The organism is Bradyrhizobium manausense, from assembly GCF_018131105.1.
GTDB lineage: Bacteria > Pseudomonadota > Alphaproteobacteria > Rhizobiales > Xanthobacteraceae > Bradyrhizobium > Bradyrhizobium manausense_B.
Genome location: NZ_JAFCJI010000002.1, coordinates 572,148 through 594,154 on the forward strand (window position 1 = coordinate 572,148; position 22,007 = coordinate 594,154).

At 63.8% G+C, this 22,007-nt stretch carries 26 protein-coding genes; 11 read left to right on the plus strand and 15 right to left on the minus strand.

What is annotated here, in order from left to right; translation table 11 throughout:
- Positions 1-4: 4 nt before the first annotated feature.
- From JQ631_RS22995 to JQ631_RS23005, 3 genes are all read right to left on the minus strand, one after another.
- Entirely contained in the window at positions 5-220 is a 216-nt protein-coding gene (locus JQ631_RS22995) for a hypothetical protein (RefSeq protein WP_212329494.1), read from the minus strand.
- A gap of 84 nt (positions 221-304) precedes the next feature.
- Positions 305-571, minus strand: a complete 267-nt coding sequence (locus JQ631_RS23000) for a DUF2277 domain-containing protein (RefSeq protein ID WP_212329496.1) — start codon at positions 569-571, stop codon at positions 305-307.
- Between the two features lie 98 nt (positions 572-669).
- Positions 670-1,359 carry an ArsR/SmtB family transcription factor gene (locus tag JQ631_RS23005; RefSeq protein ID WP_212329498.1) on the minus strand — a complete coding sequence of 230 codons (690 nt, stop codon included), beginning with the start codon at positions 1,357-1,359 and terminating at the stop codon, positions 670-672.
- Positions 1,360-1,503: 144 nt separating this feature from the next.
- Here JQ631_RS23005 and JQ631_RS23010 point away from each other — a divergent pair, with 144 nt between their 5' ends.
- The 4 genes from JQ631_RS23010 (at position 1,504) to JQ631_RS23025 (ending at position 4,281) form a co-directional block, all read left to right on the plus strand.
- Complete coding sequence (locus JQ631_RS23010; protein ID WP_212329500.1) at positions 1,504-1,911, plus strand: nuclear transport factor 2 family protein; 408 nt, start codon at positions 1,504-1,506, stop codon at positions 1,909-1,911.
- 166 nt (positions 1,912-2,077) lie between these two features.
- Positions 2,078-3,154 (plus strand): alpha/beta fold hydrolase, encoded by a 1,077-nt coding sequence (locus tag JQ631_RS23015; protein WP_212329502.1) that lies wholly within the window; start codon positions 2,078-2,080, stop codon positions 3,152-3,154.
- Between the two features lie 55 nt (positions 3,155-3,209).
- Complete coding sequence (locus tag JQ631_RS23020) at positions 3,210-3,647, plus strand: DoxX family protein (RefSeq protein WP_212329504.1); 438 nt, start codon at positions 3,210-3,212, stop codon at positions 3,645-3,647.
- Between the two features lie 31 nt (positions 3,648-3,678).
- Entirely contained in the window at positions 3,679-4,281 is a 603-nt protein-coding gene (locus JQ631_RS23025) for a pyridoxamine 5'-phosphate oxidase family protein (RefSeq protein WP_212329506.1), read from the plus strand.
- 71 nt (positions 4,282-4,352) lie between these two features.
- Here JQ631_RS23025 and bfr read toward each other — a convergent pair whose 3' ends face one another.
- The 3 genes from bfr to JQ631_RS23040 form a co-directional block, all read right to left on the minus strand.
- A complete protein-coding gene (gene bfr / locus JQ631_RS23030) occupies positions 4,353-4,841 on the minus strand; it encodes a bacterioferritin (protein ID WP_027529403.1) in 489 nt (162 codons plus the stop codon).
- Positions 4,842-4,973: 132 nt separating this feature from the next.
- Positions 4,974-5,246: a (2Fe-2S)-binding protein gene (locus tag JQ631_RS23035; RefSeq protein WP_212329508.1), complete on the minus strand. Its 273-nt coding sequence runs from the start codon at positions 5,244-5,246 to the stop codon at positions 4,974-4,976.
- Between the two features lie 165 nt (positions 5,247-5,411).
- On the minus strand, positions 5,412-5,711 hold the full coding sequence (locus JQ631_RS23040; RefSeq protein WP_212329511.1) for a hypothetical protein: 300 nt from the start codon (positions 5,709-5,711) through the stop codon (positions 5,412-5,414).
- Between the two features lie 135 nt (positions 5,712-5,846).
- Here JQ631_RS23040 and JQ631_RS23045 point away from each other — a divergent pair, with 135 nt between their 5' ends.
- Together JQ631_RS23045 and JQ631_RS23050 are read left to right on the plus strand one after the other, a co-directional pair.
- Positions 5,847-6,185 carry a hypothetical protein gene (locus tag JQ631_RS23045; protein WP_212329513.1) on the plus strand — a complete coding sequence of 113 codons (339 nt, stop codon included), beginning with the start codon at positions 5,847-5,849 and terminating at the stop codon, positions 6,183-6,185.
- A gap of 239 nt (positions 6,186-6,424) precedes the next feature.
- Complete coding sequence (locus tag JQ631_RS23050; protein WP_027529399.1) at positions 6,425-6,709, plus strand: hypothetical protein; 285 nt, start codon at positions 6,425-6,427, stop codon at positions 6,707-6,709.
- 82 nt (positions 6,710-6,791) lie between these two features.
- On the opposite strand, the gene JQ631_RS23055 is transcribed toward JQ631_RS23050, so the two are convergent.
- Together JQ631_RS23055 and ettA are read right to left on the minus strand one after the other, a co-directional pair.
- A complete protein-coding gene (locus tag JQ631_RS23055) occupies positions 6,792-8,018 on the minus strand; it encodes a lytic murein transglycosylase (protein WP_212329515.1) in 1,227 nt (408 codons plus the stop codon).
- 7 nt (positions 8,019-8,025) lie between these two features.
- Entirely contained in the window at positions 8,026-9,675 is a 1,650-nt protein-coding gene (gene ettA / locus JQ631_RS23060; protein WP_212329524.1) for an energy-dependent translational throttle protein EttA, read from the minus strand.
- Positions 9,676-9,907: 232 nt separating this feature from the next.
- On the opposite strand from ettA, the gene JQ631_RS23065 reads away from it, so the two are divergent.
- Positions 9,908-10,123: a hypothetical protein gene (locus JQ631_RS23065; protein WP_212329526.1), complete on the plus strand. Its 216-nt coding sequence runs from the start codon at positions 9,908-9,910 to the stop codon at positions 10,121-10,123.
- 131 nt (positions 10,124-10,254) lie between these two features.
- The gene (locus JQ631_RS23070) at positions 10,255-11,217 is read left to right on the plus strand and encodes a D-2-hydroxyacid dehydrogenase family protein (RefSeq protein ID WP_212329533.1); all 963 of its coding nucleotides are present in this window, start codon (positions 10,255-10,257) and stop codon (positions 11,215-11,217) included.
- A 74-nt stretch (positions 11,218-11,291) separates the two neighbouring features.
- On the opposite strand, the gene JQ631_RS23075 is transcribed toward JQ631_RS23070, so the two are convergent.
- Positions 11,292-12,461: a L,D-transpeptidase gene (locus tag JQ631_RS23075; RefSeq protein ID WP_433995523.1), complete on the minus strand. Its 1,170-nt coding sequence runs from the start codon at positions 12,459-12,461 to the stop codon at positions 11,292-11,294.
- Between the two features lie 359 nt (positions 12,462-12,820).
- Between JQ631_RS23075 and JQ631_RS23080 the strand changes: the two genes are divergently transcribed.
- A complete protein-coding gene (locus tag JQ631_RS23080) occupies positions 12,821-13,600 on the plus strand; it encodes a hypothetical protein (RefSeq protein ID WP_212329535.1) in 780 nt (259 codons plus the stop codon).
- A 2-nt stretch (positions 13,601-13,602) separates the two neighbouring features.
- On the opposite strand, the gene sseA is transcribed toward JQ631_RS23080, so the two are convergent.
- The 3 genes from sseA to JQ631_RS23095 form a co-directional block, all read right to left on the minus strand.
- Positions 13,603-14,460 carry a 3-mercaptopyruvate sulfurtransferase gene (sseA, locus tag JQ631_RS23085; RefSeq protein ID WP_212329537.1) on the minus strand — a complete coding sequence of 286 codons (858 nt, stop codon included), beginning with the start codon at positions 14,458-14,460 and terminating at the stop codon, positions 13,603-13,605.
- Between the two features lie 138 nt (positions 14,461-14,598).
- Positions 14,599-15,012 carry a rhodanese-like domain-containing protein gene (locus JQ631_RS23090; RefSeq protein WP_212329539.1) on the minus strand — a complete coding sequence of 138 codons (414 nt, stop codon included), beginning with the start codon at positions 15,010-15,012 and terminating at the stop codon, positions 14,599-14,601.
- Positions 15,013-15,051: 39 nt separating this feature from the next.
- Positions 15,052-16,227 carry a vWA domain-containing protein gene (locus JQ631_RS23095; protein ID WP_212329541.1) on the minus strand — a complete coding sequence of 392 codons (1,176 nt, stop codon included), beginning with the start codon at positions 16,225-16,227 and terminating at the stop codon, positions 15,052-15,054.
- Positions 16,228-16,350: 123 nt separating this feature from the next.
- Between JQ631_RS23095 and JQ631_RS23100 the strand changes: the two genes are divergently transcribed.
- Together JQ631_RS23100 and JQ631_RS23105 are read left to right on the plus strand one after the other, a co-directional pair.
- Positions 16,351-16,596 carry a GlsB/YeaQ/YmgE family stress response membrane protein gene (locus JQ631_RS23100; RefSeq protein ID WP_212329543.1) on the plus strand — a complete coding sequence of 82 codons (246 nt, stop codon included), beginning with the start codon at positions 16,351-16,353 and terminating at the stop codon, positions 16,594-16,596.
- A 104-nt stretch (positions 16,597-16,700) separates the two neighbouring features.
- Entirely contained in the window at positions 16,701-17,543 is an 843-nt protein-coding gene (locus JQ631_RS23105; RefSeq protein ID WP_008140272.1) for an AAA family ATPase, read from the plus strand.
- Between the two features lie 928 nt (positions 17,544-18,471).
- On the opposite strand, the gene JQ631_RS23110 is transcribed toward JQ631_RS23105, so the two are convergent.
- From JQ631_RS23110 to JQ631_RS23120, 3 genes are all read right to left on the minus strand, one after another.
- Entirely contained in the window at positions 18,472-20,118 is a 1,647-nt protein-coding gene (locus JQ631_RS23110) for a GMC family oxidoreductase (RefSeq protein WP_212329545.1), read from the minus strand.
- Between the two features lie 15 nt (positions 20,119-20,133).
- Complete coding sequence (locus tag JQ631_RS23115) at positions 20,134-20,727, minus strand: GNAT family N-acetyltransferase (protein WP_212329547.1); 594 nt, start codon at positions 20,725-20,727, stop codon at positions 20,134-20,136.
- A gap of 139 nt (positions 20,728-20,866) precedes the next feature.
- A complete protein-coding gene (locus tag JQ631_RS23120; protein WP_212329548.1) occupies positions 20,867-21,793 on the minus strand; it encodes an SMP-30/gluconolactonase/LRE family protein in 927 nt (308 codons plus the stop codon).
- Positions 21,794-22,007: the final 214 nt, after the last annotated feature.

Below are 22,007 nucleotides of genomic sequence, written 5' to 3' on the forward strand. Positions count from 1 at the left end.
GCGCCTATTTCGCCTGATCCTCACGACGCGGCAACATGCCCATGCGTTCGAATTGCCAGCGCATGGCGCGGTACCAGAGATAACCGACAGCTGCGCCGCAGACCGCGAGGATCACAACGTTGGCGCTCGAGAACGAGCCGCTCCACCACATCATCCACGCGGTCCACAACAGCGTGAAAATCAAGGCACCTGCTTTCAGCGGAAGAAGGGGGCGGCTCATGATCGTGCTCCGGGTTGTCAAAACCCCGGCGAACATCATTGCGCGCAACGGCGGTCACTTCCGTGAGCCAGGTCACGTTGACGTCTAGCCGAAACGCAGCCGCGATCGCTCTTTCGCTTTCTCCGCCTCGACCTCGCGGTCACGCGCCGGCGCATGGGTGTGCAGCGAGGTCAGCAGCTTTCGCGCGGCCTCCGAGACCTCGGCCACCGCGAGCTCGAAGGCCGCCTCGTTGGACTGCGAAGGCTTGTTAAAGCCGGAGAGCTTTCGCACGAACTGCAGCGCGCTGGCATGGATCTCGCCCTCCGTCGCCGGCGGCTCGAAATTGAACAGCGTCTTGATGTTGCGGCACATAAGTTCCTCCTGGAAGGCGATCCTGTTCAAGGACGATCGGCGACCGCCAGATGCTACATGCCGGATCGGCCACTGTCATCGCCATGCGGCACGGGGCGTCAGAACGGGATGGAAGCGCCGAGCCGTTCGAAGAATGCGCGCCCCTTGGGGGTAAGACGAAGCGCGCGCGGAACGCGGTGCGGCGCCAGCGCATGCGTCCCGATCAACCGCTTCAGGATCGCATTGGCAAACGGCCCTGCCAGATGCGGAACACGCTCGGTCCAATCGTTGCAGAGCCGCATGTGAGGATCACGGCCCGGCTTGAAGTCGATCGCCTCCGCATGACACCAAGCAAGCCCCTGGTCTGTAATGCAGGCTTCCCGGCCGCGCAGGGCGATCAGCTGCTTGTCCACCAAGCCGTCCCTCAATGCCACGCCGAGCTGGCCGGCGAGATGGCAATAGCAGGTCCGCGACTGACGGAGCGGCGTCGGCACGCCCCGCGTCCCCGTGAGGTCGGTCCTGGCGGCGACATTGACCAGGTTCTCAATCAGGCCCGCGACCTCGTCGTCGGCGATCCGATAGTAGCGGAACCGGCCCTGCTGCCACACCGAGAGCAGGCGCGCATCCGTCAGCTTCTGGAGATGCGCGCTGGCACTCTGCGGCGACACGCCGGCAAGCGATGCCAGCTCGCCCGCAGGCAGGGCCCTGCCGCCGAACAACGCACTCACCATGGCTTCGCGTGCCGGATCGCTCAAGGCATCCGTGAGCCGCGAAAATCCCGATTGTACCGATCTGCTGACTGCAACCATCAAAAACTCCCGCACCCGATGTGGGCCCGCCGCCACGTCATCGCAATCGCTCCGAAACTGGTCATTTCAGAATTCGGTGAAACCTGGACGGCGTGTCCCCGGCGACAATTCCGAGATGTCACCCCGAATCCAGAGGATTGCAACATGACCGACCCAACACGCCAGAGCGAAGCAGAACGCATCTGCAGACTGTGGGATGAAGCCCTCGGCAACAAGGACCTCGAGGCGTCCCTCGCACTCTATGCCGATGACGCATCCATCGAAAGCCCGCTGGTCCAGCATCTCATGAAGACACCGACCGGGATCGTCCAAGGCAAGGCCAATCTGCGTGCCTTCATTATCAGGGTGTTCCAGACCAATCCGCCGCAGCGAAGACGCTTCAAACAGGGCTTCTTCACCGACGGCCGGATCGTCACCTGGGAATATCCGCGCGTCGCTCCCGACGGCGAGCAGATGGAACTGGTCGAGATCATGGAGATCGACGAGGGACTGATCCAGCGTCACAGGGTCTATTGGGGCTGGTATGCGCTCAGCCTGCTCGCGGAGCACTGAGCAGATCACCTCACTCGGCGGCCGTCAGAATATTCCGCTTGCGCGATGCACCATCAGCAAAATGTTTTGCCGGCCGCCAGCACAATTGCTCTCGATCCCGTTGGCGACGCTGATAAGATTGCGCGCGAAGCGGCCCGGATGAAGGCGGCCGCACGGGGAGAGAATCATGAAGATCTCAGGCACAGTGCTTGCTGTCGCGTTGCTGTCCATCGCGATGCCGACAGTCTCGACATCAGTGATGGCGGCCGATTATCCGGCGCCGAAGCAAGGTGACTGGGTCGCGAAGGACTTCAAATTCCACTCCGGCGAGACAATGCCGGAGCTGCGGCTGCACTACACCACCGTCGGAGAGCCCAGCGGCCAGCCGGTGCTGGTGCTGCACGGCACCGGCGGCTCGGGCGCGAGCATGCTGTCGGCGGCCTTCGCCGGCGAGATGTTCGGCGCCGGACAGCCACTCGATGCGTCCAAATATTACATCATCATTCCCGACGCGATTGGCCACGGTAAATCGTCAAAGCCGTCTGACGGCATGAAAACCAGCTTCCCGAAATACAATTACGACGACATGGTCGAGGCGCAGCACCGCCTCGTCACCGAGGGCCTCGGCGTCAAACATCTGCGGCTCGTGATCGGCAACTCCATGGGCGGCATGCAGACCTGGATGTGGGGTGAGAAGTATCCCAAGGACATGGACGCGCTGGTGCCGATGGCGTCGCAGCCGACTGCGATGGCATCGCGTAACTGGATGCTGCGGCGGATCATGCTGGACACCATCCGCAGCGACCCCGACTACAATGGCGGCAACTACACCAGCCAGCCGCGCATGATGAAATATGCCATCACCGCCTACGGCATCGCCAGCAGCGGCGGCACGCTGGCCTATCAGCAACAGGCCCCGACCGCAGCGAAGGTCGACAAGATCGTGGACGATCGGCTGGCGACGCCGATCACGGCCGATGCCAACGACTTTGTCTACCAGTGGGGCTCCTCGCACGACTACGATGCCGCCGAGAAGCTGGAGGCAATCGAGGCAACGCTACTGTTGATCAACTCCGCCGACGACGAGCGCAACCCGCCCGAGACCGGTGTCACGGACGCCGCGATGAAGCGGGTCAAGAACGGCAAGCTCTATCTCATCCCTGCAAGCACCGAGACACGCGGTCACGGCACCACCGGCAACGCGAAATTCTACAGCGAGCAGGTCCGGCAATTGCTGCAAACGGCACCGCAGCGCACGATGTAGGACGAGCAGGAGCACACGCGCTGGCGCCCCCGCGCCACGCGTGATAGCTCAGCTGATGGATCCTCCTCCGCACGACCGAACACGCGCCGTGATGCGCTTTGTGCTGGCGGCGTTTTACCTCGCAGCCGGCATTGCGCACCTGCAGGTCCCGGACAAGTTGCTCGCGATCACACCGTCCTGGGTTCCGTTTGCCGCGCAGGTCATCCTGGTCACCGGCGTCTGCGAAATCGCAGGCGCGATCGCGTTGGTGACGCGGCCGTTGCGCTGGTGGGCAGGCGTCGCACTGGCTTTCTACGCGCTCTGCGTCTGGCCGGCGAACATCAAGCACGCCATCGAGGGCATCGACCTTCCGCCGATTCCCAACAGCTGGCTCTATCACGGGCCGCGGTTGGCACTTCAGCCGGTGATCATCTGGTGGGCGCTGTACTGCTCCGGCGTGATCGACTGGCCGTGGCGGCGTCACAAAGGGGATAGCAGTCAGGCCGGGGAGTGATATCCTCAAAGCCTCAATCAGGGAGACCTTCGTGACCGACCTTTGCGCCGAAGACCTCGCCACCATCTATGCGAAGCCGACCCCGCGCGTGATCGCGAAAGCGCGTCCGGCGATCGACGTGCATGCAAAGAAATTCATCGAGATGTCGCCGTTCTGCGTGCTTGCGACATCAGGCACCGATGGCAGCGTCGATGCCTCGCCGCGCGGCGGCAGCGTCGGGTTCGTCCACGTTGCCGGCCCTAACCAGTTGCTGATGCCGGATCGCTCCGGCAACAATCGGATCGACAGCTTTCGCAACGTGGTCGAAGGCTCGGGCTTCGTGCATCTGTTGTTCTTTGTGCCCGGGATCGACGAGACACTCCGGGTCGGCGGGCGCGGCACGCTGTCAGCCGATCCGGATCTGCTCGCGTCGATGGTGGAGTTCGGCAAGCCGCCGCGCGCGGTCCTGAACATCGCCGTCAGCGAAATCTATTTCCACTGCGGCAAGGCGCTGATGCGCTCAAAGCTGTGGTCGCCGGAGAAGGTGCAGCGCTCGGTGATGCCGAGTGTCGCCCAGGTGATCCATGACCAGACCGGCCTCGGTGAGCCCGAGAGCCAGGAGATCGTGGAAGAGCGCTACAAGACGCAGCTGTGACAGTTGCCCGCAAAAAAATGTCGTCCCGGCTTTCGCCAGGACGACATGGAATACGCGGCTGACGCTGGAGCTTAGTGCCCCTCGCCCTCGAGCCCGCCGACGTGCTTCTGGGTGTAGAGTTCGAGGCCGATGCGGCCGATCAGATCGAGTTGGGTTTCGAGGAAATCGATGTGGTGCTCCTCGTCGCTCATCAGCTTCTCGAACAGGTCGCGGGTGACGTAGTCCTTGACGCCATGGCAGTAGGTCGCAGCTTCCTGGTAGAGCGCGCGTGCGCTCATTTCAGCCGCGAGATCGCACTCGATGATCTCCTTGACGTTCTGACCAATGCGCAGGGGATCGAGCACCTGCATGTTCGGAAAGCCGTCGAGGAAGAGGATGCGCGCGGTGAGCTTGTCGGCGTGCTCCATCTCTTCGATCGACTCCTTGCGCCAGACCTTGGCCATGTCCAGCAGGCCCCAGTTGTCGAGGAAGCGGTAGTGCAGCCAGTACTGGTTGATTGCAGTCAGTTCGTGACGCAGTGACTTGTTGAGATAGTCGATGACTTTTGCGTCGCCCTGCATGGTTCACTCCAGCTCTTGCAGTCCAAATCGGCCCTATCCGACTTTAGAATGCTTCTAAATCAGATTAAACACGAGGGCAACCGGCTACGGGGACGCAGCCAGAGGAAAAGCTCGATCGTGTTGTGGAAGTTCTCAGCAGGCTGCGAGAGCGAACTGGGCGGGTTCGGCGATCTCATCATTCGCAGCCACCGCGTGGCTGTGCGGACAACCGGTGCAGCAGGACTGCGCACAGGGGCCAAGCGCCTCGTCGATGATGGTCTTGATCGTCCGCGCGCAGCGGCCGCATTCAGCGCTACAGCCGAGGCATCCATAGACCTGCTTGGCATGACGCACGGCATCGTCGGACTCGGCGACGGCGGCGCGGATGTCGTCATCGCTCAGCACGTTACAGGAACAAACGATCATGGAAGCGGTAGGCCCTTCGGTGATGCTTCATCATCGATATTTAAGGGGCCGTCCGGATGCAAAGGGAAAAACCGGTATTTCAAGCTATTCCAAACTGGCTCGGATACTGCCTGGAACGGCTCTAAACAGGGAGTTGGGCTGCATCGAGATGATACCGAAGTGGGCTCAATCGCCGCTCCCGCTTCCGCCGCTATCGCCTCCGCCACCGCAGTCTCCGCCGCTGCTGCCACTATCACTAGCGGAGCAGCTGCCGCTGTCGGTCGAGTTTCCTGAACTGTCGCTGGAAAACCAGCTTCCGAGCGAAAAGCCGTCATTCGTCGTATCCGAATAGCCGTCGCTGCTTCCGCCGTTGCCGCCTGCCCTCGCGCGCGGGCGCGGCGCGCGGTTCTGAAAGTGGGTCATCAGGGCATAGCCAACCACGCCGACGGCGCCCAAGGCGATCAGGGCATTGGTCAGGACGTTCATCGTCGTCTCCCAGGCTTGAAAACCGTGATTTCACCAATTGGTCGCGCTCGGCCAAGGCGCCGTTCATTGATCATTCAAGCGAAATATGGAACTTTGGCCGCAAAAGTTCCGCGCTTTCCTGTGAAGGGTCGTCCAATGAAGAAGTCGCTTATGGCAGTCGCTGCCGTCGCCACCCTGGTTTTGGCCGTGGGAACGCCCGCCCACGCGCAGCGCGGTGTTGCGGCCGGCGTTGCAGCCGGAATCATTGGGGGCGCTATCGTCGGCGGTGCGCTGGCCTCCCCGCAATATTACGGGCCCGGACCGGGCTATGCTTACGGCCCGGGTTACGGCCCCGGCTACTATCCGCCTCGCTACTATGCGCCGGGTCCCGGCTACGTCGCCGACGACTATTACGGTGGCGGCTGTGTCTGGCAGAAGCAGCGCTTCTGGGACGGCTATGCCTGGCGTGTCCGCCGCGTCCGGGTCTGCGGCTGAGGCGCGTTAAGCCGCTTCGGTTGGACCGATTCCATTGGGCCGGTTCACTACGGATCCGCCGTTCATCTTCGGGCCCGAAAAAGACCGCTTTTTCTCGTCACAGCTCCGTGCGCGTTTACCGTGGATTGACCATTTGCGCGCTTCCTAGCTGCAAGGCCAATTCCATCAGAGTCTGCGTGAACCTTTGAACCCCGGGCGCTCCTAACAAGGGACGTCCTTCTCCCAGGAGAGCCAAGAGCATGAAGAAGACCATTGTTGCCGCCCTCACGGTTGCGACGATCGCCGGTTCGCTGGTGACCGCCACGCCGTCCGCCCAGGCCCATGACGGTGTCGGCGTCGGCATTGCCGCCGGCCTGCTCGGCGGCGCGATCATCGGCGGCGCCATCGCGTCGAGCCGTCCCGCTTACGGTGGACCGGTGTACGTGGCCGAGCCCGGCCCGCCGCCCCCGCCCTGCTACTGGCAGCGCCAGCGCTATTGGGACGGCTACGGCTGGACCGTTCGCCCGGTTCGCGTTTGCTACTGAGCTGATCTCACGGCGCTGATGAGGCGCTGCGATCGAAGCCCGGCCGAGATCATCGGCCGGGCTTTTTTCTTTTGAAGAGCCGCTAGCGCGCCGCCTGAATGGCGCGAAGCACCGCTTCGCTCGGCCAGCAATCGACCTTGAGCCCAGCGGACTTCTGATAGGCGCCAAGCGCCGCGCGTGTCTGCATGCCGGCCTTGCCGTCAATCTTGTCCTTGTACAGCCCGACGCGTGTCAGCCCGCGCTGCATTGCCTCGACATCCTTCGTACGCAGCTGCTTCGAGGCCGACCATGGCGTCGCGAACGGCTGCGGGCTCGTCATGCGATCGCTGAGATGGCCGACAAACAACACGTAGAGGTCGGAGAAATTATACTCCTTGATGACGAAGTAGTTCTTCGTGGTCAGGAACGCCGGACCATAGATGCCCTCCGGCTGCAGCAGCGAAGCTGGCTGCGCCTGCGCGGCGACGCTGAGTTTCTCGCCACGGACCGGCACAAAGCCCTCGCGCAGCCACTGACCGATCGGCTTGGTCACCTCGGGTACACCAGCCGTGCAATCGACCGTCGCCGGCGCCTTCACCTCGTAGGCCCAGCGCACGCCGCTCTGCCAACCCTTGTTGACGAGCTGCTGCGCGGCAGAGGCCAGTGCATCCGGCACCGAGTGCCAGATATCGATGCGTCCGTCGCCGTCGAAATCGACGCCATGCTTGTAATATTCGGATGGCAGGAATTGGGTGAGCCCGGTGGCGCCGGCCCAGGACGAGCGCATGTCCTTGCGCGTCACCACGCCCTCGCCGAGAATCTTCAGCGAGAGGATGAACTCGTTGCGATAGGTATCCTTGCGCCGGCCGACATAGGCCTGCGTTGCCAGTACGCGGACGAGATCGTAAGGCAGCGTATAGCGACCGTAATCGGTCTCGCGTCCCCAGATCGCGAGCATGACCGTAGCCGGCACGCCGGAGCTCTTCTCGATTTTCGTCAGCGCGGCGCTGTATTTTTGCAGCAGCCGCTGTCCCTCGCCCGCCAGATTGGCGATCGAGGCTTCCCTGACATAGTCAGCCGGCACCTGCACGAACTCGGCCTGCGACGGCGCGCCGGTTGCCGGGCGTCCGGGCAGGATCAGATCGGGCAGCTTGTAGTCAGGCTCCAGCCCGCGCGTCTGTTCGTCGAACGTCTTGCGCGAAACGCCGGCCTCTTGCGCCTCCGGCCAGAGGGAAGCGATGAACTGCGCGAAGGCGGCGTCGGCCGCACGGGCGGACGACCATCCGCAGGTGAGCACGATCACCGCCGCGATGAGCGCCCGCCGCATCATGCCGCGATCACCGCGTCAGCTTCTTGTACTTCACGCGATGCGGAATGATGCTGTCCTGGCCGAGCCGACGCATCTTGTCCTTTTCGTAATCCTGGAAGTTGCCTTCGAACCATTCGACGTGGCTCTCGCCTTCGAACGCCAGGATGTGGGTCGCGATGCGGTCGAGGAACCAGCGATCATGGCTGATGATGACGGCGCAGCCGGCGAAATCCTCCAGCGCCTCTTCGAGCGCACGCAGCGTGTCGACGTCGAGGTCGTTGGTCGGTTCGTCGAGCAGCAGGACGTTGGCGCCGGACTTCAGCATCTTCGCCAGATGCACGCGATTGCGTTCACCGCCCGAGAGTGCGCCGACCTTCTTCTGCTGGTCGGCGCCCTTGAAGTTGAACGACGAGCAATAGCCGCGCGAGTTGACTTCCTTCTTGCCGAGCAGGATCAGCTCGTTGCCGCCCGAGATTTCCTCCCACACGGTCTTTTTGCCGTCGAGCGCATCACGCGACTGGTCGACATAGCCGAGATGGACGGTCTCACCGACCGTGATCGTGCCTTTGTCCGGCGTCTCCTGCTCGGTGATCATCTTGAACAGCGTGGTCTTGCCGGCTCCGTTGGCGCCGATCACACCGACGATACCGCCGGGCGGCAGCTTGAAGGTGAGATCGTCGATCAAGAGGCGTTCGCCATAGCCTTTGCTGAGGGATTCGAAGTCGACCACGTTGGCGCCGAGACGCTCGGCGACGGGGATAATGATCTGCGCGGTCTGGGTCTGCTTCTCGCTCGCCTGCTTGAGCAGCTCCTCATAGCGCTGGTAGCGTGCCTTGGACTTGGCCTGGCGCGCCTTCGGCGAGGACGCGACCCATTCCTGCTCGCGCGCAATCGTCTTCTGATGTGCGGCGTCCTCGCGGCCTTCCTGCTCCAGCCGCTTCTGCTTCTGGATCAGCCAGGACGAGTAATTGCCCTCGTAGGGAATGCCCTTGCCGCGATCGAGTTCGAGGATCCAGCCGGTGACGTTGTCGAGGAAGTAGCGATCGTGGGTCACGATCAGGATCGCGCCGGGATAGTTGCGCAAATGACCTTCCAGCCACGACACCGACTCGGCGTCGAGATGGTTGGTCGGTTCGTCGAGCAGCAAAAGCTCGGGCTGGTCGAGCAAAAGACGGCACAAAGCGACGCGGCGGCGTTCACCGCCGGAGAGCTTCGTGACGTCCGCATCGTCCGGCGGGCAACGCAGCGCATCCATGGCCTGGTCGACCTTGCTGTCGAGATCCCAGAGGCCCTGGGCCTCGATCTCGTCCTGAAGCTTGGTCATCTCGTCGGCGGTCTCGTCCGAATAATTGACGGCGAGTTCGTTGTAGCGATCGAGGATCGCCTTCTGCTTGGCGACGCCCTGCATGACGTTCTCGCGGACAGAAAGCGCCGGATCCAGGTGCGGCTCCTGCTCGAGATAACCGACGCGGGCTCCCTCGGCGACCCAGGCCTCGCCGGTATATTCCTTGTCGAGGCCCGCCATGATCCTGAGCAGCGTCGACTTGCCCGAGCCGTTGACGCCAAGAACGCCGATCTTGGCATCCGGGTAAAAGCTCAGGCGAATGTTGTCGAGCACCTTGCGGGTCGGGTAGCTCTTGGTCAGGCCTTCCATGAAGTAGACGAACTGGCGCGCCATCGGTCCCGTGAAACCTTCAATTTGAGGAGTTTTGCTTGCCGCCGATGTAGCGATCCCGCCCCCAAAGGGCAATGTTTTCCCTCCGTTCACCACGGATGAATACCAGTCGGTCACCATCCGGACCCCGATCCGGACAATTGAAACCATCTTTTAATAAATCAGGCCAAAGCTCGCTTTCGCGCGGAAACAGCGCCACCCGCTCAGAATGAACGGGAGCACAGCGAGGCCCATTATGGCTCTGATCGAGACCCATTCCCTTCCCGTTCCGGCGGGAGCCCGCCGCGCCTCCACGCTCGTCTCCGACGTCAAGGGTTTCTGGAGGCGCTTCTTCGCCACGGCCTTCAGCCCCTACCGGCCTGAGCTGCACTACATGCGCGGCCCGGGTCCTGCCTGGCGCGCCAAGCACGGCATGGATGCGCCGATCCGGCTGAAGCCCCGCAACCTCTGAGCCGTTCTCCCCTATCGGATTTTTGAAGACCCTGACTGCTTGCGCAGGAAGCTGATTGCGCGCAACCATGGCCTGGTTCCGACGATGGCGCCCCCCTTTGGCGCCTCACCTCTCGCCATGGATAGATGCTGATGACGCGGCTGCGCTGTGCAATTCTCGACGACTATTTCAACCTCGCCCTCGACGTCGCCGACTGGTCGAAGCTGTCCGACCGTGTCGACGCCACCGCGTTCAGCCATCCCTTTGCCTCCGAGCAGGCCGCGGCGAGCGCGCTGGCCGATTTCGACATCATCTGCGCGATGCGCGAGCGCACGGCGTTCCCCAAAAGCCTGTTCGACAAGCTGCCCAAGCTGAAGCTGCTGCTCACGTCAGGCATGCGCAACGCCGCAATCGACATGGAGGCCGCGAAGACAAAGGGCGTCGCGCTCGCCGGCACGCAATATTCGCGCGACCCGACCGCGCCGCTCACCATGGGTCTGATCCTGGAACTGACCCGCGGCATCGGCCGCGAGAATGCGCGCATGCATGCGGGCGAGCCCTGGCAGACCTTCGCCGGCGTCGAGATCGAGGGCCTCACGCTTGGCGTCGTCGGCCTCGGCAAGCTCGGCACCAAGATGGCCGGCATCGCCAAGGCGTTCGGCATGAACGTGATTGCCTGGAGCCCGAACCTCACGCAGGAGAAGTGCACTGCTGCCGGCGTCGGCTACGCCACCAAGGAGGAACTGTTCGCCAAGGCCGACATCATCACCATCCATGTGGTGCTGAGCGATCGCTCGCGGGGCCTTGTCGGCCGCGCGGATCTGGCGCGGATGAAGCCGACCGCGTTCCTCGTCAACACCGCGCGCGGGCCGATCGTGGACGAGCAGGCGCTGCTCGAGGCCTTACAGCAGCGCAAGATCGCGGGCGCGGGCATCGACGTGTTCTCGGTCGAGCCGCTGCCGGTCGACCATCCCTTCCGCAAGCTCGACAATCTCGTGCTGACGCCGCATCTCGGCTACGCGACCGAGGACGGCTTGCGTATCCATTACGGCCAGATGGTCGAGGCGATCGACGCGTTCACCAAAGGCAATGAGCTGCCGCGCAAGCTCGGCTGACGCGACCCAGACCCGGAACGACGAAGGGCGTGCCAATGGCACGCCCTTTTGCAATCTGAGTTGTCGCGAAGCGCTTAGCGTACGGTAACCGGCGCGGGTAACGGCGGCACGACCGTCGGCTGCGTACCCGGGACCGGGCCCGCCTGGGCGGCCATCGGAGCCGGACCGGGCGCGGCCGACGCGGTTGCCTGCGGCGGATTGCCGGGCATCACCACCACGCGGGTGCCGACCTTGACGCGATCGAACAGGTCCGAGACGTCTTCGTTCAGCATTCCGATACAGCCCGACGACACGAATTTGCCGATCGTCGAGGGCTGGTTGGTGCCGTGAATGCGGTAGACGGTCGAGCCGAGATACATGGCGCGGGCGCCGAGCGGATTGCCTTCGCCGCCGGCCATGAAGCGCGGCAGATAGGGCTGGCGCTCGATCATTTCCGCCGGCGGATGCCAATCCGGCCATTCGGCCTTGCGGGTGATCTTCTGCACGCCGGTCCAGGTGAAGCCGTCGCGGCCGACGCGGACGCCGTAGCGGATAGCGCGGCCATTGCCGAGCACGTAATAGAGGTAGGTGTTCGGGGTATCGACGACGATGGTACCGGCCGGCTCCTTGGTCTGGAACGCAACCTCCTGGCGGCGCAGGTTCGGCGACAGTTGCGCGGGCGCGGCGTCAGGCTGCTCCTCGGGCGGCAGTGAGGCGACCGACATCGGACGGCCGTCGGCACCGGGCTGCGGCGGGACCGCGCCGGTCGCGGCCGGACCGCCAACGGCTTCCGGCGGACGCATGCCGTCGCCAGCGGGCGCCTGGCCAGAACGATCGCCATAAATCACCGGGGGCGGACCGGCGGGCCGGCCGTAGCGGGGATCATCGGGCGACATCACCGGCCCCTGCGGCGGGGCGGCGGAATAAACCGGCGGCGCGCCGGCCGGACGGCCATAGCGCGGATCGTCCGGCGACATCACGGGGCCCTGCGGCGGGGCAGCCGAATAGACCGGAGGAGCGCCGGCCGGGCGGCCGTAGCGCGGATCCTCAGCCGGGCCGGGGGGTGGCAGCGAGGCCTGCGGCGCCGCATCCTCATCGTCTTCCAGCGAGTCGAAATTCGGGGTGCGGTCGCCGGGCCGATATTCGGAAGGAGCGCCGTAGCTCGGCACCTGCTGAACCGGATAGCTCTGGGCGTGCACAAGCGAGGTTCCCGCCGCAGCGACTGTTGCGGCAGCGCATATCGTCAGAAAATGTTTGATCATCATCGCTCTTGATTAGTCCCCGGGCCCCGTCCGAGCCGTCAACGGCCAGATGACCGAAGATAGCGGCACATTCAAGACATAACCTGCTGATTTGTGCCTGACTTAGCGATTTGTGATGCAATCGCACACAGTTGCCCCGTTGCATCACGGGGCGGAAATCGCATCACGCCGTAGATTGCCGGAGTTATGGCTCCGATTTTTGCGGAACGGCGCAGAGACGTTGCGATATGGTCGAATCAGCCTGATTCGCCACCCCTTTGCCCTCAAATCCCGCGTGGCGAACGCGGCATCCAGTAATGTCACCGCGTTCAGATGGCTCATGGGCCCTGGCCACACGCCGGGCGGAAATACGTAACCCGTCAATGCTTCCCGGCTTTCGCTTCCTGCTTGCCGCGATCCTGCTGTCTACCTCCATCCTGGTGTTCGGCCTGGGAGCCACTTCGCTGCTGCGGGCGAGCCACGAGCAGTATGTCAACAACCCCTCCTGGCGGAATGGCCCGCAGGAGCAGGTGTTCGCGCAAAGCCCCGAACCGGCCCAGCCGGTGCTCGCGGCGCTGCGCGTGGAGCCGGCCCCGCCGGTGGCCGATGAGGCGGCGCCTGTGATGCAGGACCAGGTCCCGAGCATTGGCCTGCCCGCGGTCGAGACCGGCCCCGAGCAGATGGCCGCAGTGACGCTCGAAGCCCAGCCCGAGTTCCAGGTTGCTGTCATCACCCCGCCTGTCGAGACGGCTCCGCTCGCCGCCGCAGCACCAGCCCCTGAGCCGGCCAAGGCCCCAATTGCTCGCGAGGCTGTGGCTCCCGCGCCCACTGACACACTCACCCCGGCCGACACGACCGTCTCCACCGCCACGACAATCCCGGCCCCGGCGATGAGCGCCACCGACGTGCCGCGCACCGCGACGCCGGCGCTGGCAACGCGCGTGAGCGACCTTGCAGCCGCCAGAGTCGCCGCGCTGAACGAACTCGCGCCGGCGAAACCCAAGGCCGCTAGCGCCACGCCAGAGAGCAAGCCGCGCGCGCATAAGCCGAAGAAGCGTCACCGCATCGTGCGGCGCCCGCCGCCTCAGCAACTTCAGCAGGCGCTCGATCCGTTCGGTCAGCAACAGCAGACGCTCGCCACGAGCGCCAGCCGCACGCGCTGATCCTAGGCCGGCCCCGTCGCAATCGGCGGGCCCTTCTCCTGGCCCCATTCCGACCACGAGCCGTCATAGAGCGCGGTATCGGTCACGCCCATGCGATAGAGCGCGAGTGTCAGCACGCCAGCCGACACGCCCGTGCCGCAGCTCGTGACGATCGGCACATCGAGCTTCACGCCGGCGTTCGCGAAGGCGGCACGGAGATCCTCGAGCGGCTTCATCGTGCCGCTCGCGGCATCGAACAGCTGGCCGTAGGGCACGTTGCGCGCGCCGGGGATATGGCCGGAGCGGATGCCTGCGCGCGGCTCGGGCGCGCGCCCCTCGAAGCGATCGGCGGCGCGCGCGTCGATCACCTGCTCGGCACGGCTTTCGACGTTGGCGATCAGCTGCTGCATGCTCCGCACGCGCTTCGGATCGTAGTTCGCCTTGAACGTCGCAGCCTTCGGCTTCACCTCGCCGCTCTCGACCGGACGTCCCTCGGCACGCCACTTCTTCAAGCCGCCATTGAGGATGCGCACATTGCCGTGGCCGAACGCCAGGAACATCCACCACGCGCGGGGCGCTGCGACCCAGCCGCCTGCATCGTAGAGCACGACGGTGTCGGCGTTGGAGATGCCGAGATTGCCGATGTCGCGGCCGAACTGCTCGGCGCTCGGATACATGTGCGGCAGCGGATTGGAATGGTCCGACACCGCATCGACGTCGAAGAACGCGGCATCAGGCAGATGCGCGGCGAGATAGTCATCCTTCGGCAGCGGCAACACGCCCGGCAGCTTGAAGCTTGCGTCGAGCACCTTGACGTTGGCGTCGCTGATGTGGGCGGCGAGCCATTCGGTGGAGACGAGGGGATCGGTGGCGGTGGTCATCGGCATGCTCCGGCAGTTTTCTTCGTCGTCATGGCCGGGCTTGTCCCGGCCATCCACGTTCTTTCTTACGAGCGGCAAAGACGTGGATGCCCGGGACAAGCCCGGGCATGACGTAGTGGCTGGTTGTCAGCGTCCAATCTAAGCTTTCTTTTTCGGCTCCCACGCTTCCGTCGGACCGCCGGCATCGCGCCAGGCAGCGTAGCCGCCGGCGATGTGCGCGACGGGCGTCAGGCCCATGTCCTTTGCAGTCTTGGCTGCGAGCACCGAGCGCAGGCCCCCGGCGCAGTGGAAGACGAACTTCTTGTCTTCCTGGAAGATCGGCTTCGCATACGGGCTCTGCGGATCGATCCAGAATTCCAGCATGCCGCGCGTGCAGGAGAACGCGCCGGGGATGCGGCCGTCACGTTCGATCTCGCGGGGGTCTCTGATGTCGACGATGACGACGTCACCGTTCTTGGAGATCTCGATGGCGTCCTTGGCGGTGAGCGTCTCGATCTCGGCATTGGCCTCGTCGATCAGCGCCTTGATGCCGCGGGTGATGTTCTGGGGCATGTGCTTCTCCCTCTTGTCGTGTTTCGCAGGCGCGCGTGGCTAGTGCGTCAATTCCTTCATCGCACCTTCGAGTCCCTCGATCGTGATCGGGTACATGCGGTTGGCGAAGATGCGCTTGATGATGGTGGTCGATTCCGAATAGTCCCAGTGCTTCTGCGCGACCGGGTTGAGCCACACCGTGTGCGGATAGGTGCGGATGATGCGGTCGAGCCAGACCGAGCCGGGCTCCTCGTTGACATGCTCGACCGAGCCGCCGGGCACCATGATCTCGTAGGGCGACATCGAGGCGTCGCCGACGAACACGACCTTGTAGTCGTGCGGATATTTGTGCAGCACGTCCCAGGTCGGCGTGCGATCGGTGAAGCGGCGCTTGTTCTGCTTCCACACGCCCTCATAAAGGCAGTTGTGGAAGTAGAAATACTCCATGTGCTTGAACTCGCTCTTCGCCGCCGAGAACAGCTCCTCGACCTGCTCGATATGCGAATCCATGGAGCCGCCGATGTCGAAGAACACCAGCAGCTTCACCGCATTGCGGCGCTCGGGGCGCATGTGAACGTCGAGATAGCCGTGGTTTGCGGTCTCGCGGATGGTGGTGTCGAGATCGAGTTCGTCAGGCGCGCCGGTGCGCGCGAACTTGCGCAGGCGGCGCAGCGCCACCTTGATGTTGCGGATGCCGAGTTCGACATTGCCGTCGAGATCCTTGAACTCGCGCTTGTCCCACACCTTCACGGCGCGGTTGTTGCGGTTCTTCTCCTGGCCGATGCGGACGCCTTCGGGATTGTAGCCGTGCGCGCCGAACGGCGAGGTGCCCGCGGTGCCGATCCACTTCGAGCCGCCCTGGTGCCGGCCCTTCTGCTCCTCGAGGCGCTTCTTCAGGGTCTCCATGAGCTTGTCCCAGCCCATGGCCTCGATCTGCTTCTTCTCTTCCTCGGAGAGGTATTTCTCGGCGAGCTTCTTCAGCCACTCCTCGGGGATCTCCGCCTTCTCCATGGCGTCGAGCAGGCTTTCGAGCCCCTTGAACACGGTGCCGAAGACGCGATCGAACTTGTCGAGATTGCGCTCGTCCTTCACCAGCGAGGTTCGCGACAGATAGTAGAAATTCTCGACCGAATAGTCGCTGAGGTCAGCGTCGAGCGCCTCCATCAGCGTGAGGTATTCGCGCAGCGTCACGGGGACCTGCGCATCGCGCAGAGACGTAAAGAATTGCAGGAACATGGGTGACAGATTGCCCGTCAGATGGCGAACGTCAAGGGGCGCAGCCCACCGCCAAGGTCTGGACCGAGAGGCTTTTTGCTCTAGAATTGCACCGGTTGAGGCTTGGTTTGGGGACGTTTTGCAATGGGTATTCTCGCGGCGCTGATCATTGGCGCGATCGCCGGCTGGCTTGCCGGCAAGATTGTCCACGGGGCGGGATTTGGACTGATCGGCAACATCGTCGTCGGCATCATCGGCGCCCTGGTGGCCGGCTGGGTGCTGCCCCAGTTGCACATCGAACTCGCGACCGGCACCATCGGCGCCATCGTGGATGCGACGATCGGCGCGGTGATTGTGCTGGTCATCCTTTCGCTGATAAGACGGGTCTGAAAGCCTGACCGAACCAGGAACGGCCGCCGCGCGCGGCCGTTCCCATATCGCGACCGGGGCCATGAAATTGGCAATGTCCGGGCCGGCGACAACAAGGACGCGCAATGAAATTTACCGGCACCAAGGACTATGTTGCGACCGACGATCTCAAGGTCGCCGTCAATGCCTCGATCGTGCTGGAGCGCCCGCTCCTCATCAAGGGCGAACCCGGCACCGGCAAGACCGTGCTGGCGGAGGAAGTGGCAAAGGCGCTGAACGCTCCGCTTTTGACCTGGCACATCAAGTCCACCACCAAGGCGCAGCAGGGCCTCTACGAATACGACGCGGTGTCGCGTCTGCGCGACAGCCAGCTCGGTGATGCCCGCGTGTCCGACATCAAGAACTACATCAAGCGCGGCAAGCTGTGGGAGGCCTTCACCGCCGAGCAGCGCCCGGTGCTCCTGATCGACGAGATCGACAAGGCCGACATCGAATTCCCGAACGATCTGCTGCTCGAGCTCGACCGCATGGAATTCCACGTCTACGAGACCGGCGAGACGATCAAGGCCAAGCAGCGCCCGATCATGATGATCACCTCCAACAACGAGAAGGAGCTGCCGGACGCGTTTCTCCGCCGCTGCTTCTTCCACTACATCAAGTTTCCCGACGCCGACACGATGGGCCGCATCGTCGACGTCCACTTCCCCGGTATCAAGAAGCGCCTGGTCGAGGAAGCACTGCGCATCTTCTTCGAGGTGCGCGAAGTGCCCGGCCTGAAGAAGAAGCCCTCGACGTCAGAGCTTCTGGATTGGTTGAAACTCCTGCTCAACGAAGACATGAGCGTCGAGCAATTGCGCGAACGCGACCCACGCAAGCTGATCCCGCCGCTGCACGGCGCGCTGCTCAAGAACGAGCAGGACGTGCACCTGTTCGAGCGGCTGGCGTTCTTGAGCCGAAGGGAAGTTTGAGGGCGCACAATTAGCCACGCTCTCGGTGTCGTCCTGGCGAAAGCCAGGACGACATTGAGGAAGCATTCACTCTCTCCACATCGTCATTGCGAGCGCAGCGAAGCAATCCAGAACCCCTCCGCGGAAAGACTCTGGATTGCTTCGCTGCGCTCGCAATGACGGAGCGAGAGGCAGCAGCCTCGCCCCTCCGCCACGTACTTTGAATCGCAGACACGCCCTCGCATCCTCGCGGCTGATCCCACCCGAGCTTTGCTTCATCTCTCGCACCCTCTGCAAACAGAGGGCGCAGGGAAGGCCGGGTGCCGGCTGGCACCCACGGTCCGCTGTGCGCGTGTAGCGCAATGAGAAATGCACAGCGGCATACAGGTGAAGCCGAACACACGGCCTTCCCTGCGCAGTGGCTTGACGGTTTATGCCGTGCTCTCCCGGGAGCCGAATTCCTTCTGGCCTCCCTCGCCCCGCGAATTGCCGATGTGGTTGATCCGGTTGGACGCTCCACATCTCCGCGAAGGCTTGACCGTAGCGACGACGGCCGGGACCACACGGTTTTGCCGTACGCGCGTTCATCGACGCCACAGGGTCCTTCGGCAGTGTGCACACGCGCCGAAGGAATGCCGGCCAGACGAACTTGACAGCGCCGTTCGTTCACACGCGGGTCTCGGGCTCACAGGGACTACCCGCCCTGCCCGCACCCCTCGCGCCAACGCTGCCGCGTCCACCGCAACCCGGCCCACGTTTCGAACGACAGGCGAGACGCCCCTCTTTCCTCGGGCCGGGCTGCTTCGGTTATGCCGCAATTCCGAATTTCGGTAAAGTGGAATATCTTTGCCGGAAGGGCTTGACGGGGCGCGGGGTGTTTTGTCCGACGGGCAACCTCAAACTCGCAGGATGGGTAGAGCGCCGCGAAACCCATCCCGCGAGGATCGGCTCACGCCACCGCCGCGTCCGGAATGCGCGCGGCTTCCATCGGGGCCTTGCCGCGGATCAGGTCCGAGGCGCGGTCGGCGATCATCATGGTGGATGCGTTGAGGTTCGCCGAGATCATGCGCGGCATCACCGAGGCGTCGATGACGCGCAGGCCCTCGAGGCCATGGACGCGGAGCTGGTCGTCGACCACGGCCCACGAACTATCCGCGGGTCCCATCCGGCAGGTGCAGCCGGGGTGGAAGGTGGTGGTGCCACGCTCGGTGGCGGCGGCCAGGAACTCGTCGTCGGTGTTGATATTCGGGCCGGGGAAATCCTCGTAGGCGTAGTAGGGCGACAGCGGCGCGGACTTCAGCAGGTTGCGCGCGAGCTTCATGCCGCCGACGATGACGCGGCGATCGAGCTCGGCGTCCAGGTAATTGGTCTGGATGATCGGGGGCGCGAACGGATCTGACGACCGGATGCGGACGTAACCGCGGCTCTCGGGGCGCTGCTGCCAGGACGCGACTGTCATGCCGGGCTCGTCCTCGAGCTGCCCCTGCACGCCTTCCTTGTAGGACGCCGGCGTAAAGGTGAGCTGGAGGTCGGAACTGTCCGCGCTCTCGCCGGAGTGCCAGAAGCAATAGACCATGGTCGGCGACAGCGACAGCAGGCCGCGACGCGTGGTCGCCCACTTCAGCGCCTCGATCCAAAGCGAGAAACCACGACGAAGCTCGTTGATGGTCTTGATGTCTTTTACGCGCGCCACCGTACGAGGAGCGTAGTGGTCCTGGAGGCCCTCGCCGACCGGCAGTGCGTGGCGCACCTGGATGCCGTGGGCGCTCAGCAGATCGGGCGAGCCGATGCCGGAGAGCTGCAGCAGTTGCGGCGAATTATAGGTGCCGCCGGAGAGGATGACTTCCTTGTTGGCGCGCACTTCGATCGGCGTGCCGCCACGGCCGCCCTTGGTGTAGCGCACGCCGACAGCGCGCTTGCCTTCGAAGATGATCTCGGTCGCGTGCGCATGCGTATGCACATGCACGTTCGGCCGCTTCATCGCGGGCTTGAGGAACGCTGTCGAGCCGGACACGCGCAGGCCCTTGTCGATGGTGCGCTGGCAGTAGGAGACGCCCTCCTGGATAGCGCCGTTGTAATCGGGATTGCGGGGAATGCCGAGCGAGACTGCACCTTCCATGAAGGCTTCGCAGAGCGGATCGCGCCAGTCCATCGTGGTGACGGTCAGCTTGCCGTCGCGTCCGCGAAAGGTGTTGTCGCCCTCGCCGACCCGCTTCTCGAGCCGCTTGAAGTAGGGCAGCACGTCGGCATAGCCCCAGCCGCGATTGCCCATCTGCGCCCAGGTATCGAAATCCATCCGCTGGCCGCGGTTGTAGATGTGGCCGTTGATCGAGGACGAACCGCCGAGCGTCTTGCCGCGCGGCGCGTAGATGCTGCGCCCGCCGGTGTAAGGCCCGACCTCCTGCTGGTAGGCCCAGTTGATGCTCTTCATATGGAAGGTCTTGATGAAACCCGCCGGCAGATGGATGTAGGGATGCCAGTCGCTCGGCCCCGCTTCAAGCACGCAGACGCTGGTGTTGGGATCTTCACTCAGCCGGCTGGTGAGAATGCAACCGGCGGAGCCTGCGCCGATGATCACGTAGTCAAATCTATCCATGGTGCCTCGGCCGCCTCAGCGCGGCTTGTCGTTGAGTTGATATTCGAGATGCGCCTTCACCGTCGGCCATTCGGCAGCGGTGATGCTGTACACGACGGTGTCGCGCAGTGTGCCGTTCGGCGCGACCTGGTGGCTGCGCAAGATGCCGTCCTGCTTGGCACCGAGGCGCTCGATGGCGCGGCGGCTCTGGTGGTTGAAGAAATGCGTGCGGAATTCCACAGCGATGCAGTTCAGCGTCTCGAAGGCGTGCCGAAGCAAGAGCAGCTTGCACTGCGTGTTGAGCGGACCACGCTGCGCGCTCTTGCCATACCAGGTCGAGCCGATCTCGACGCGGCGGTTGGCGGCATCGATGTTCATGTAGGTCGTCATGCCGACGATGTTGCCGCCGGCGTCGAACACGGTGAACGGCAGCATCGAGCCCGATGCCTGAAGGCCCAGGCGGCGGTCGATCTCCTTGGCCATGTTCTCCGGCAGCGGGATCGCCGTGTACCAGAGCTTCGAGAGTTCACCGTCCCTGACGGCCTCCGTCAGCCCCTGGAGTTGCCCCTTCGACAGCGGCTCGAGACGGGCATGCTGTCCGCGCAGGGTGATGGGATCAGGCCAGGGCATTGAGGTCTCTCTCCGATGTCATTTGCGAGCGAAGCGAAGCAATCCAGAATCATACCGAGGAAGCAGACCGGATTGCTTCGTCGCCAGCGCAAAATTGCTTCGCAGTTTTGTCGCGGGCTCCTCGCAATGACGGCTTGGCTCACTTGTTGAGAAAATTCAACGGCAAACCGCCGCGCGGCCAGTCCATGGCGACGAGTTCGCCCTTGCCCGACAGGGTGATGTAGGCGGTCTTCAGCTCGGGGTCGCCAAAGGCGATGTTGGTGGTGACGCGGTCGCCGGTCGGGACCTGCTCGACCAGGGTGCCGTCGGGCGCGATCACCGAGATGCAGCCGGAGACGAGGGTGGCGACGCAGACATTGCCGTTCGCCTCCACCGCGAGCGAGTCGAACATCTGGTAGCCGCCGAGACCGCAGATCGGCTTGCCGCGCTCGCCGCGATAGATCACGTCGCGTGGCTTCAGCGTGCCCGGCGCGGAGAGCTCATAGGCCCAGAGCCGTCCCGTGGGCGTCTCGGCGATGTAGACGGTGTTCTCGTCCGGCGAGAGGCCGATGCCGTTGGCCGGAAGGATGCCATGCACGACCTCGACGATCTCCTTCATGCCGGGCTTGAGGTAATACATGCCGCCGACATCCATCTCGCGCGCACGCCGCTTGCCGAGATCGGAGAACCAGAGGCCGCCGTGCTTGTCGAAGACGAGATCATTCGGCCCGCGCAGATCGTGCTCGCCGCATTTGGTCACGACGGTCTCGATCTTGCCCGATTGCAGATCGATGCGCTGGATCGAGCCGCCGAGATAATCCTCGGGCTGCGGGCCCGGCATGATCATGTTGCGGGTCGGAATCCAGGAGAAACCGCCGTTGTTGCAGATGTAGATTTTTCCGTCGGGCCCGAGCGCTGCGCCGTTCGGGCCGCCCGGCACTTTCGCGACGATCTCCTTGCGGCCATCGGGATAGACACGGGTCAGGCGCTGGCCGCGGATTTCCACCAGCACCACCGAACCGTCCGGCATCACGACCGGCCCTTCAGGAAATTCGAGGTCGGTGGCGAGAACGCGGACGTCAGACATTGGGGACCCTCCCGGCTACTTGTTATGGCTTGCGCGGGATGTCCGGCACGGGCCCCGCTGGCAAGTTTTGCCAGCGGTTATGACAAAGTAGGTCCCCGTTGCCAAGCAAGCGGGATGGTATGCCAGCGTTGCAGCGCAAAGCGCGACGAGGGTCATCGCGCTTTGCGATATCGTTTGAGCATGATCTTTCCGGAAAACCGCTTCGCACTTTTCC